The organism is Agromyces sp. P1_H4, assembly GCF_056405255.1.
The window spans coordinates 1-12,465 of record NZ_JBFUCL010000080.1; the positions used below are offsets into that span (position 1 = coordinate 1).

7 protein-coding genes and 3 rRNA genes are annotated in these 12,465 nt (G+C 65.6%); 1 reads left to right on the top strand and 9 read right to left on the bottom strand.

The window, feature by feature from the left end; genetic code table 11:
- The 3 genes from AC1DY2_RS07220 to AC1DY2_RS07230 form a co-directional block, all read right to left on the bottom strand.
- A partial coding sequence (locus AC1DY2_RS07220) for a nuclease-related domain-containing protein (RefSeq protein ID WP_476761806.1) occupies positions 1-867 on the bottom strand: 867 nt, incomplete at its 3' end.
- Between the two features lie 86 nt (positions 868-953).
- The gene (locus AC1DY2_RS07225) at positions 954-2,630 is read right to left on the bottom strand and encodes a DUF7059 domain-containing protein (RefSeq protein ID WP_476761807.1); all 1,677 of its coding nucleotides are present in this window, start codon (positions 2,628-2,630) and stop codon (positions 954-956) included.
- A 45-nt stretch (positions 2,631-2,675) separates the two neighbouring features.
- The gene (locus AC1DY2_RS07230; protein ID WP_476761808.1) at positions 2,676-3,260 is read right to left on the bottom strand and encodes an RBBP9/YdeN family alpha/beta hydrolase; all 585 of its coding nucleotides are present in this window, start codon (positions 3,258-3,260) and stop codon (positions 2,676-2,678) included.
- A 169-nt stretch (positions 3,261-3,429) separates the two neighbouring features.
- Here AC1DY2_RS07230 and AC1DY2_RS07235 point away from each other — a divergent pair, with 169 nt between their 5' ends.
- On the top strand, positions 3,430-3,762 hold the full coding sequence (locus AC1DY2_RS07235; RefSeq protein ID WP_159606609.1) for a hypothetical protein: 333 nt from the start codon (positions 3,430-3,432) through the stop codon (positions 3,760-3,762).
- On the opposite strand, the gene pnuC is transcribed toward AC1DY2_RS07235, so the two are convergent.
- The 6 genes from pnuC to AC1DY2_RS07265 form a co-directional block, all read right to left on the bottom strand.
- Positions 3,713-4,396 (bottom strand): nicotinamide riboside transporter PnuC, encoded by a 684-nt coding sequence (gene pnuC / locus AC1DY2_RS07240; RefSeq protein ID WP_476761809.1) that lies wholly within the window; start codon positions 4,394-4,396, stop codon positions 3,713-3,715. The genes AC1DY2_RS07235 and pnuC overlap by 50 nt on opposite strands.
- Entirely contained in the window at positions 4,393-4,803 is a 411-nt protein-coding gene (locus AC1DY2_RS07245; protein WP_476761810.1) for a DUF3054 domain-containing protein, read from the bottom strand. The genes pnuC and AC1DY2_RS07245 overlap by 4 nt, the downstream gene beginning before the upstream one ends.
- A gap of 40 nt (positions 4,804-4,843) precedes the next feature.
- The gene (locus AC1DY2_RS07250) at positions 4,844-6,757 is read right to left on the bottom strand and encodes a thioredoxin domain-containing protein (RefSeq protein WP_476761811.1); all 1,914 of its coding nucleotides are present in this window, start codon (positions 6,755-6,757) and stop codon (positions 4,844-4,846) included.
- A gap of 135 nt (positions 6,758-6,892) precedes the next feature.
- Positions 6,893-7,009, bottom strand: a 5S ribosomal RNA gene (gene rrf / locus AC1DY2_RS07255).
- 198 nt (positions 7,010-7,207) lie between these two features.
- Positions 7,208-10,313: ribosomal RNA gene (locus AC1DY2_RS07260) — 23S ribosomal RNA — on the bottom strand.
- Positions 10,314-10,763: 450 nt separating this feature from the next.
- Positions 10,764-12,293, bottom strand: a 16S ribosomal RNA gene (locus tag AC1DY2_RS07265).
- The 16S, 23S and 5S rRNA genes sit together here, the layout of an rRNA operon.
- Positions 12,294-12,465: the final 172 nt, after the last annotated feature.

Genomic DNA, 12,465 nt, shown 5'->3' on the forward strand with positions numbered 1-12,465 from the left:
CGCGCACCGCGCTGGCCAGCCGCGCACCGCGCTGGCCAGCCGGGAGCTGCGGACGAGTGCGACGACGGCCCCGCGCACCGACCCGCCGAGCTGCAGCGGCTCGGCGGCGTACTCGTCGGGCACCACGATGACGAGCGCCGTGGGCTTGACCCGGGCGGCGCGACCGATCGCCTTCGCCCGTGCCGCGAGGGCGCGAACCGGCCGTTCCCCGGCGAGCGCCTCGCCGATGAGCTCGCCGCGCTTCATCGCGACYGGGCCGCCCCAGTCCTCGGACTGGATGGCGAAGAGCCCGGTCGGCCCGAGCACGAGGTGGTCGAGCTTCGGCGGCAGGCCCGGCCCCGCGGCATCCGTCGCCACGTCATGCCAGATCGTGTACGCGATGCCGAGCGTCGACAGGGCCCGTGCCGTCGCCTCCTCGACGAGGGCGTCGGCGAGGATGTGCCGGATGTCGCGTGGCGCACCCCGCACGAGCGCCGGGTCGTACGGGTCGGGCACCTCGACGCCGCGACCCACCCATTCCCGGATGCGGTCGAGGTAGCGCTCCCGGGTGAGCCCGCCGGGGTGGCCGTACGACCGGGCCAGTGGACGCGAGTCGCGGGGCCGACGCGGGGCCGTCGGCGCCCAGGMCTCGCGGGTCGGCGCGGCGTTCGCTCCCGGCATCCCGCGGTCGAATGCGGCCCTGGCCTCGGGCGTGCCGACGAGGACCCACGCCCGCTGCACCGCGTCGAACCGCGCCGTGTCGCCGCCCGTGTCGGGGTGGGCGCGGCGCAGGGCGCGGCGGTAGGCGAGGCGCAGGGCGGCGGCATCCGCGTCGGCGGAGACGCCGAGCACCTCGTACGGGGAGTCGGAGAGCGGACTGTCGGCCATGGGCTCGCTTTCGGTATGCGTCCATGAGAATACCCCCGCAGCACCCGGTGTTCGCCGAGTGCCCGGGTCGCGCGTCGGCGAGCCGGTCACTCCGCCGGCAGCAGCAGGATCCCGTCGTCGATCAGGGCGCGTACGGCGGGCAGCAGGTCGGTCGCGAGCGCCGTTCCCTCCACGTCGAGGAGCTGCGCCAGTGCCGCGACGATCGCGCCGACGGAGAGCTCGCCGTCGCACGCGCCCACGAGCGCGGCGAGGCCGGTGTCGAGGGTGATCGTGCGTCCGAAGCCGCCGCCCTGGCGCAGCAGCATCGCCGTGGGGTCGTCGTCACCCGGCCAGTAGTGCCGCTCCTCGGTCACGTCGCCGGCGACCGTCAGCCGCAGGGCGGCGAGTGCGGTGTCATCGAGGACCGCCTGGCGGTCGTGCGCGTCGAGGCAGTCCGCGAGGTGCGTGCCGAGTCCGCCGTGATGGCTGCCGAGCGGCCCGTAGCGGCGCTCGAACCGCGCGAGGCGCGGGGCAGCAGGCGCAGCCTCGGCGGCAGCATCCGCCGACGATCCCGGATGCCGCAGCAGCACGTACCCGAACCCGATCTCCCGCACGCCCCTCCGCTCGAAGTCGTCGAGCCAGGCGTCGTAGAGCCGGTCGAACTCCGGCGTGCCGGGGCGGGTGCCGCCGTCGCGGATCCACGTCTCCGCGTACTCGGTCACCTGCTGCAGCTCGCGCTCGACGATCCAGTGGTCGAGCGGGCCGGCCCAGCCGCGCACGCGCTCCAGCCCGTCGGCCCTGCCGCCCTCGCCGTCGCCGTCGCCACCGGCGCCCTCCCGGTACTCCCAGTTGCCGAGCAGCTGCGCGATCCCGCCCGGCTCGAGGTGGTCGGCCGCGCCACGCAGCACCACCTCGACGATGCCGTCGCCGACCATGCCGCCGTCGCGGTACTCGTACTCGGGCACGCCGACCACCCTCGGGGTGATCACGAAGGGCGGGTTCGACACGATCCGGTCGAACCTCTCCCCGGCGACCGGCTCGTAGAGGCTGCCGAGTCGGAACTCGACGCCCTCGATGCCGTTGAGCGCGACGTTGAGCCGTGCGAGGGCCAGCGCACGCTCCGAGATGTCGGTGGCGACGACCCGGTCGGCGAACCGCGACGCGTGCATGGCCTGGATGCCGCACCCCGTTCCGAGGTCGAGCACGGTTCGCGCCTGCCTCGGGATCATGAGCCCCGAGAGGGTCATCGACGCACCGCCGACGCCGAGCACGTGCTGCTCGCCGAGGGCATGCCCGAGCGCCATCTCGCCGAGGTCGGAGACGATCCACCAGTGCCCCTCGCCCAACGCGTCGGCGAACGCGTACGGCCGCAGGTCGAGCAGCGGGCGGACGGATGCCCCGCGCCCGCCTTCCCCGCCGCGCGCACCGAGCCCCCCGCCGCCCGCACCGGGCATCCGGGCGAGCAGCCCGAGTTCTACGGCCCCCTCGACCCCGAGCGTCGGCAGCGCATGGACGGCATCCGACTCCGGCACGCCGTCGCCGAGCACGAAGAGCTCCGCGAGCGTCGCGAGATCTGCGGATGCCCCGTGCGCGGCGCGCTTCGCCTCGAGCACCCGGCGCGCCGGAACGCGTTCGCCGCGGTGCAGGGCGGCCGCGGCATCCGGTCCCCAGAGCGCCTCCAGGGCGCCGACCGTGAACCGAGCCGCGACGAGGTCGTCGCGCAGCCGCCCGACCGCCTCGCGCCGGAGGGCGTCCACCCGCGCCGGGTCGCTGTCAGTACTCACCGCACCATTCAACCGCATGGCCCCCGCGCGGCAGCGCGGGGACAGTCAGCGGGTGAGGAGCTCGAGCACGAGCGGGAACGGGCCGTAGCCGTCGTCCATCGTGAGGTGGCCGCCGTCCTCGACGGCGACGTAGTCAAAGTCGAACGGGGTCGCGTACACGACCTCGGCACCGGCAGGGCAGAACGGGTCGTCGGCGCTCGCGCCGACGACGCCCCGCTCGAGCACGGCGGCGGCGTGCGCCACGGGGAGCGCCCTCGGCTCGCCGAATCGGGCGAACGCCGCGATCTCGGGGATGCCGCGGAGCACGTCGGGCGCCGCGGGTGCGACCAGCACGACCCTCCGCGCGACCGCGCCGACCTCGCCCCGCTCGGCGCGGCGGGCGAGATACGCGAGCCAGAGCAGGCAGCCGAGGCTGTGGGCCACGACGGTGAGCGACGCGGCATCCGTCGCCTGCAGCTCGGACTCCACCGCGTCGACCCACTCGTCGAGCACCGGCGCATCGGGTTCCGGCAGCTGCGGGTACCGCACGCTCGACCCGCGGGAGGCCAACTCCTCCGCGAGCCAGCGCTGCCAGTGGCCCTCGGGGCGGCGGTTCTGCCACCCGTGCAGGATCAGGATCTCCTCGGCCATGCCGCTCCCCTCGACGAATCCGGTCCATTCAAGCAGCCGTGCCGGCCCTGCTGCAGCGAGGCGTCACACTCGCGTCACCTGGCGTCCACGTGCCGTCACTCGCCGTAACCCGCCCGTCACACGGTGCACGTAGCGTTGGATACGATCGAAGAGCGAGGGGAGGTCGCAGATGGCTGACGCGCCGACGCTGGAGCGCCTGCGACAGGATGCACGAGACGAGCTGGCCGCACTCATCGAGTTGCGATGCCGTCTCGGCGAAGATCCGTGGGTCTTCCTCCCCGACCTGCCCTCGGTCGACGAGCAGGTCGTCGCCACGCTGCGCGAGGAACGTCTGCACTCCGATCGGTGGAGCCCGGCGCGCTCCCGCGCGTATCATCCGGCCGCGCGCGACGGCGACGCGGCACGGTTCGAGTACGAGCTCCTGCGGGAGATCGCCCTCGACCACCCCGAGCTCAGCGCGGCGGTATGGACGGTGCTCGACCGGGTTCCGTCAGCCTGGTGACGCGCTGCACGCGCATCCAGGTGATGAATCCGAAGATCGTGAACGCGCCGTAGAAGACGTAGAGCAGCGCTGAGGCGTAGTACCCCGCGCTGATGAGCAGCGGCACGCCGACGACGTCGACCGCGACCCAGATCAGCCAGAACTCGGTCCAGCCCTTCGCCATGCCGTACGTGGCGAGGAGCGACCCCATGAAGATCCACGCATCTGCCCACACGGGCTCGAACGAGCCGAGTGCCCGGAACAGCGGCGTGAGCAGCAGGGTGCCGCCCACGAACGCGACGCCGAGCAGAATGCGGGCACGGGTGCCGGCCCATCGCGGGTCGACCGCGTTCTCGCTCACCTGGCTGTGCCGCGACCAGCGCACCCACCCGTAGATCGAGACGATGATGAACATGACCTGCCGCGAGGCCTGCCCGAGCAGGTTCACGGGGTTCGGCGTGTCGAAGACGGCGCCGAGGAACACCGTGAAGAGCAGCACGTTGCCGATGATCCCGACCGGCCACGCCCACACCTTGCGACGCAGTCCGCCGAGCGCACTCGCGAGGCCGAAGAGGTTGCCGATGATCTCGCGCCAGAGGATCACCTGGCCTCCGATGACCAGCTGTGCGTCGAAGAGCCACTCGATGGGATTCACGAGGCGTCCGCCGTTGCACGGGTGGGTCGGCGCAGCCGGGCGATGAGGGCGGCGACAGCCCGCCAGCCGATGAGCATGACGGCGAGCGTGACGGCGGCGACGATGACGAACGCCGGTTGCACGCCCTGGCCCGACGCGAGGCGGAGCAGCATGCCGATGACGAGCGTCGCGGCCCAGACCAGCACTCCCGTCGGCCAGACGGCGAGCGGATGCCGCCACGCGGTCGCCGCGAGCCATCCCACCCCGAGGCCGGCGAGGAACGGCCAGGCCGTGGTCCACACGCCCGCGGCGTCGAGCCCCTCGGCGTGGCTGGAGCGGCCGATGACGGCGAACACGGCCACGAGGGCGACGTCGAGCAGCAGGGCGCCGACGGTCCCGGCCGTGCCGGTACGCGCGCGATCGTTCATGGCACCATCGTACGGACCGCCGCCGGACGCCGTGGCCGCCTCAGCCCCGGGACGCGAGCTCCTCCAACGCCGGCCCGTCGTGCACGGGCAGCGCGCAGACGAAGGAACGACACCGGTAGGCGGTCGCCACGCCGTCGTGCACGGTCCTGCCCTCGAAGAGCTCGAAGCCGGCGTCCGCGAAGGCACGGGCCTGCCCTTCCGTCACGACGGTGGCGACGGATGCCGCGTGCCGACGMGTCTCCGCCGCCAGGCCCGCCGATCCGCCCGCGTCCTCTCCCGCCGCACCGCCCGCGCCGTCCTCGGCCACGCCCTCGGGGACGACCGTCACGAGCTGCACGAGCGGACCGTCGAGGCGGGCCATGAGCGCCAGGGCGCCGCCGAACGCGATGGGCCGCTGCACCGCCATCCCGGCCACGGATCCCATCGCGCGTTCGGCGAGCTCGCGGTATCGGTCGCCGGCGCCGAGGGCGAAGAGCCGCCACGCGGCGTCCGCGCACGCGGTGAGACCCGACGGCGTCGCACCCTCCGCCGGATCGGACGGCAGCGCGAGCCCATGCGCGACGAGCACCGGATCCCCGCCGGACGGTGCTGCGAACGGCACGGCGCCATCCTCCGGTGCGGCGGATGCCGCGCGGTCGATCAGCTCGCGCGCGAGCACCGCGTACCCTGCATCGCCGGTGGCGCAGGCGAGCTCGAGGAGGCCGCCGGCGAACATGCCCGTGTCCTCGAGCGTCGCCGCCGCCGTGGACGCCTCCCCATCGAGCGACGCGCGCACCAGCGTCCCGTCGTCACGCACGTGGTGATCGCGGAGGAAGTCGGCCGCACGACGAGCCGCCCCGAGCGCGCGGTCATCGCCGAAGACGAATCCCGCGCGGGCGAGGGCTCCGACCGCCAGGCCGTTCCACCCCGTCAGCACCTTCTCATCGAGTGCCGGCGGATCGACCTCGGCGCGGGCGTCGGCGTCCAGCCGGTAGTACCCGCCCTCGTTGCGACGCCCGTCGATGGTGCTCTCGGAGTCCTGGGCGCTCGCGAATCCGCCGTCGGGCAGCTGCATCCGCTCGGTCAGGAAGGCAACGACGCCCATGGCCAGCGACCGCAGGAACGCCGGCGGATCGTCGCCGGCCGCCAGGTCCGCCGTCACGCCGAGAATCAGTGCGTTGTCGGCCAGCATGCGCTCGTAGTGCGGCTCGCTCCAGTCGGCGCGGGTGGCGTAGCGGAAGAACCCGCCCTCGACGGGGTCGCGGAGCGGCGACGCCCCCATGAGTCGCAGCGTCCGCCCGGCCAGCCGACGGCCCTCCGCGCCCGATGCCGCGAGGAAGGCCAGCACGGGCGCGACCGGGAACTTGGGGGCGGTGCCGAACCCGCCGTGCAGCCGGTCCTCGTCGTCTGCGAGCGTGCGCACGGCCTGCTCGAGTCCGGCTCCCCCGGGGAGCGCCCCGGCGGTCGAGGCGACGGATGCCGCGGCGAGGGCCTGTCCGACGGCGTCGGCGGTCTCCTCGAGGTCCCGGCGCCGTTCGCGCCATGCCTCGTCGACGGCCGCGAGCACCTCGGCGAAGGCCGGAACGCCTCGCACGGGCCGCGGCGGGAAATACGTGCCGGCGTAGAACGCCCGGCCGTCGGGCGTCGCGAACACGGTGAGCGGCCACCCGAGCTCGCGCGTGAACGCGGAGGCGGCCGCGAGGTAGCTCGCGTCCACGTCTGGGTGCTCCTCGCGATCGACCTTGATCGCGATGAACCGCTCGTTGAGCACCGCGGCGATCGCCGGATCGCTGAAGCTCTCACGTGCCATGACGTGGCACCAGTGGCAGGTGGCGTAGCCGATCGACACCAGCACGGGAACGTCACGTTCGCGTGCGGCGGCGAACGCGGACTCACCCCAGGGATGCCAGTCCACCGGGTTGTCGGCGTGGCTCCGCAGGTACGGACTCAACGCCTCCTGCAGTCGATTCCCCATGCCACCAGCGTAAACGCGACCGCCCCGCTCAGGAGGGGACTTGTCCGGCCGCTGATCGAAAGGCTATGGAGCACCGAGAACGTCGCGTTAAACAAAGAGAGCCACCCAGCAATGGGTGGCTCTCTTCGAATGAATGTCCGGCGGTGTCCTACTCTCCCACAGGGTCGCCCCTGCAGTACCATCGGCGCTGCGAGTCTTAGCTTCCGGGTTCGGAATGTGTCCGGGCGTTTCCCTCGCGCTATGGCCGCCGAAACTCGTGCCACACCCACGTTGCCCCACCAGGTGGTGGGTTGGGTGTGTGGTTACGGCACCCCACACGTGGTGGGGTGAAATCTGTGTTGTGTTATGTGTGTTTCCGTCTGTTGGGAACCACAGAGTGGACGCGAGCAATCTTGAGGCCACTCACACGGCCTTTCGATGAATGATCTTCAAACGTGTGTGAGTGTAGTGATTGTCAAGTTATCGGCTTATTAGTACCGGTCAGCTCCGACAGTCGTTAGTCCTGTCTTCCACATCCGGCCTATCAACCCAGTCGTCTGGCTGGGAGCCTCTCCCCCGAAGGGATGGAAATCTCATCTCGAGGCCGGCTTCCCGCTTAGATGCTTTCAGCGGTTATCCATCCCGAACGTAGCTAACCAGCGGTGCTCCTGGCGGAACAACTGGCACACCAGAGGTTCGTCCAACCCGGTCCTCTCGTACTAGGGTCAGATCCTCTCAAATTTCCTACGCGCGCAGCGGATAGGGACCGAACTGTCTCACGACGTTCTAAACCCAGCTCGCGTACCGCTTTAATGGGCGAACAGCCCAACCCTTGGGACCTACTCCAGCCCCAGGATGCGACGAGCCGACATCGAGGTGCCAAACCATGCCGTCGATATGGACTCTTGGGCAAGATCAGCCTGTTATCCCCGAGGTACCTTTTATCCGTTGAGCGACAGCGCTTCCACAAGCCACTGCCGGATCACTAGTCCCGACTTTCGTCCCTGCTCGACCTGTCAGTCTCACAGTCAAGCTCCCTTGTGCACTTACACTCGCCACCTGATTGCCAACCAGGTTGAGGGAACCTTTGGGCGCCTCCGTTACTTTTTGGGAGGCAACCGCCCCAGTTAAACTACCCACCAGGCACTGTCCCTGAACCGGATCACGGTTCGAAGTTAGATATCCAGAGTGACCAGAGTGGTATTTCAACAATGACTCCACGAACACTGGCGTGCCCGCTTCAAAGTCTCCCACCTATCCTACACAAGCCACACCGAACACCAATACCAAGCTGTAGTAAAGGTCACGGGGTCTTTCCGTCCTGCTGCGCGTAACGAGCATCTTTACTCGTAATGCAATTTCGCCGAGTTCGCGGTTGAGACAGCTGGGAAGTCGTTACGCCATTCGTGCAGGTCGGAACTTACCCGACAAGGAATTTCGCTACCTTAGGATGGTTATAGTTACCACCGCCGTTTACTGGGGCTTAAATTCTCAGCTTCGCCTTGCGGCTAACCGGTCCTCTTAACCTTCCAGCACCGGGCAGGCGTCAGTCCGTATACATCGTCTTGCGACTTAGCACGGACCTGTGTTTTTAGTAAACAGTCGCTTCCCACTGGTCTCTGCGGCCCTGCAGCGCTTCCCCAGGCAAGCTGGTTCACGCCTTAGGCCCCCCTTCTCCCGAAGTTACGGGGGCATTTTGCCGAGTTCCTTAACCACGATTCTCTCGATCTCCTTGGTATTCTCTACCTGACCACCTGAGTCGGTTTGGGGTACGGGCGGCTGGAACCTCGCGTCGATGCTTTTCTCGGCAGCATAGGATCACCCACTTTTTATCCGCATCGCGTCTCAGCCATCGTGAGCGACGGATTTGCCTATCGCTCGGCCTACACGCTTGCCCCGGGTCTACCATCGCCCGGGTTGGGCTACCTTCCTGCGTCACACCTGTTAATACGCTCACTCCACCAGACGGGGTCGCATGCCGCCTCGCGCGTCACCCCGAAGGGATCGTGCACGGATTGGGATGCTTAGCACTTCTGATCTCGTGTGGGCGGTTCTTCGCCGGTACGGGAATATCAACCCGTTGTCCATCGACTACGCCTGTCGGCCTCGCCTTAGGTCCCGACTTACCCAGGGCAGATTAGCTTGACCCTGGAACCCTTGGTCTTCCGGAGGACGGGTTTCTCACCCGTCTTTCGCTACTCATGCCTGCATTCTCACTCGTGTAGCGTCCACGGCTGGTTTCCACCGCCGCTTCACTCGCCACACGACGCTCTCCTACCCATCAACACGGCTGGACCACGAAGGCCTACCACAAATGTCAATGCCACAACTTCGGTGGCGTGCTTGAGCCCCGTTACATTGTCGGCGCGGAATCACTTGACCAGTGAGCTATTACGCACTCTTTCAAGGGTGGCTGCTTCTAAGCCAACCTCCTGGTTGTCTGTGCAACTCCACATCCTTTCCCACTTAGCACGCGCTTAGGGACCTTAGTTGGTGGTCTGGGTTGTTTCCCTCTCGACGATGAAGCTTATCCCCCACCGTCTCACTGCTGCGCTCTCACTTACCGGCATTCGGAGTTTGGCTGACGTCAGTAACCTTTTAGGGCCCATCGGCCATCCAGTAGCTCTACCTCCGGCAAGAAACACGCAACGCTGCACCTAAATGCATTTCGGAGAGAACCAGCTATCACGAAGTTTGATTGGCCTTTCACCCCTATCCACAGCTCATCCCCTCCATTTTCAACTGAAGTGGGTTCGGTCCTCCACGACGTCTTACCGTCGCTTCAACCTGGCCATGGATAGATCACTTCGCTTCGGGTCTAGGACCTGCGACTGAATCGCCCTATTCAGACTCGCTTTCGCTACGGCTGCCCCTCACGGGTTAACCTCGCCACAGATCACTAACTCGCAGGCTCATTCTTCAAAAGGCACGCTGTCACCCCTACAAGGAGGCTCCAACGGTTTGTAAGCAAACGGTTTCAGGTACTATTTCACTCCCCTCCCGGGGTACTTTTCACCTTTCCCTCACGGTACTTGTCCGCTATCGGTCATCTGGGAGTATTTAGGCTTATCAGGTGGTCCTGACAGATTCACGCGGGATTTCTCGGGCCCCGCGCTACTTGGGATCCCTCTCCGGCCGGCCAGGCATTTCGACTACGGGACTCACACCCACTCCGGTCCGGCTTTCAATCCGGTTCGTCTATACCTGACGCGTCACCGTGACTGCACGGCAGTACAGTCCGAGAGGTCCCACAACCCCGACCATGCAACCCCTGCCGGGTATCACACATGGCTCGGTTTAGCCTCTTCCGCGTTCGCTCGCCACTACTTACGGAATCACGGTTGTTTTCTCTTCCTGTGGGTACTGAGATGTTTCACTTCCCCACGTTCCCTCTACCCGCCCTATATATTCAGGCGGGAGTCACCAGGTCACCCAAAGGGCCTGGCGGGGTTTCCCCATTCGGAAATCCTCGGATCAAAGCTCGTTTATCAGCTCCCCGAGGCTTATCGCAGATTACGACGTCCTTCTTCGGCTCCAGATGCCAAGGCATCCACCGTTTGCTCTTAGAAACTTGAAATCACATGAGTTCGATCGAATTCGTGCAACACCCGAAAGTGCTGCGAAATTGACCAGTGAATACGCCAAACAGGCCACCCGAAGGCAACCAATTGGCGACTCACCTTTTGTGACTGACCCCGAAGGGTCAATCTAAGATGCTCGCGTCCACTATGTAGTTCTCAACAGACGGCCAGAACCCCCACACCCACCAGCAAAGCTGATCTCGGTGAAGGTCTGAAGAAACCATCACCCCACCCGAAGGCAGGATCGTCCGGTCCCTCAGGACCCAACAGCGTGCACGCACCCAACCCGCCGGCCCCAGTCGTTCCAACCACCCGAAGATGGCGTACTAAACCAGAACCCTTGGCCTGGATGCCTATGTCAATGTTCCACCCATGAGCTGCCAGCAGAACACATTCGGTCCTGATCTGACATGCCTGGAAGACCGAAGTCTCCAGATGCTCCTTAGAAAGGAGGTGATCCAGCCGCACCTTCCGGTACGGCTACCTTGTTACGACTTAGTCCTAATCACCGATCCCACCTTCGACGGCTCCCTCCACAAGGGTTAGGCCACCGGCTTCGGGTGTTACCGACTTTCATGACTTGACGGGCGGTGTGTACAAGGCCCGGGAACGTATTCACCGCAGCGTTGCTGATCTGCGATTACTAGCGACTCCGACTTCATGAGGTCGAGTTGCAGACCTCAATCCGAACTGAGACCGGCTTTTTGGGATTCGCTCCGCCTTACGACATCGCAGCCCTTTGTACCGGCCATTGTAGCATGCGTGAAGCCCAAGACATAAGGGGCATGATGATTTGACGTCATCCCCACCTTCCTCCGAGTTGACCCCGGCAGTCTCACATGAGTTCCCACCATTACGTGCTGGCAACATGCGACGAGGGTTGCGCTCGTTGCGGGACTTAACCCAACATCTCACGACACGAGCTGACGACAACCATGCACCACCTGTAACCGAGTGTCCAAAGAGTTCCACATTTCTGCGGCGTTCTCGGTTATGTCAAGCCTTGGTAAGGTTCTTCGCGTTGCATCGAATTAATCCGCATGCTCCGCCGCTTGTGCGGGCCCCCGTCAATTCCTTTGAGTTTTAGCCTTGCGGCCGTACTCCCCAGGCGGGGCGCTTAATGCGTTAGCTACGACACGGAAACCGTGGAAAGGTCCCCACATCTAGCGCCCAACGTTTACGGCGTGGACTACCAGGGTATCTAATCCTGTTCGCTCCCCACGCTTTCGCTCCTCAGCGTCAGTTACGGCCCAGAGAACTGCCTTCGCCATCGGTGTTCCTCCTGATATCTGCGCATTCCACCGCTACACCAGGAATTCCATTCTCCCCTACCGCACTCCAGTCTGCCCGTACCCACTGCAGGCCCGAGGTTGAGCCTCGGGATTTCACAGCAGACGCGACAAACCGCCTACGAGCTCTTTACGCCCAATAATTCCGGACAACGCTCGGACCCTACGTATTACCGCGGCTGCTGGCACGTAGTTAGCCGGTCCTTTTTCTGCAAGTACCGTCAAGGAGCAAGCTCCCCTTCTTCCTTACTAAAAGCGGTTTACAACCCGAAGGCCGTCATCCCGCACGCGGCGTTGCTGCATCAGGCTTGCGCCCATTGTGCAATATTCCCCACTGCTGCCTCCCGTAGGAGTCTGGGCCGTGTCTCAGTCCCAGTGTGGCCGGTCACCCTCTCAGGCCGGCTACCCGTCGACGCCTTGGTGAGCCATTACCTCACCAACAAGCTGATAGGCCGCGAGTCCATCCCAGACCGAAAAAACTTTCCACCCCACACCATGCGGTACAGGGTCCTATCCGGTATTAGCTCCGATTTCTCGGGGTTATCCCAGAGTCCAGGGCAGGTTACTCACGTGTTACTCACCCGTTCGCCACTAATCCMSSMAGCAAGCTSSMSTTCATCGTTCGACTTGCATGTGTTAAGCACGCCGCCAGCGTTCGTCCTGAGCCAGGATCAAACTCTCCAAAAAAACTGGTTCCAACACCCCCGAAGAGGCATTGAGAGCTTCAATCACTGACAGAGAAACAACTGACTATAAAAATCAAATTGTCCATCAATCAAAGGAATCCATACCCACCCCAAAAAGGGACAGGCTGGGGTTCAATAAATTGGCATTGAACATAGTGCACGCTGTTGAGTTC

Excerpts from the sequence above, each read along its gene's own strand:
- AC1DY2_RS07230 (WP_476761808.1), bottom strand. The coding sequence starts at position 3,260 with ATGGCCGAGGAGATCCTGATCCTGCACGGGTGGCAGAACCGCCGCCCC.
- AC1DY2_RS07235 (WP_159606609.1), top strand. The coding sequence starts at position 3,430 with ATGGCTGACGCGCCGACGCTGGAGCGCCTGCGACAGGATGCACGAGAC.
- AC1DY2_RS07245 (WP_476761810.1), bottom strand. The coding sequence starts at position 4,803 with ATGAACGATCGCGCGCGTACCGGCACGGCCGGGACCGTCGGCGCCCTG.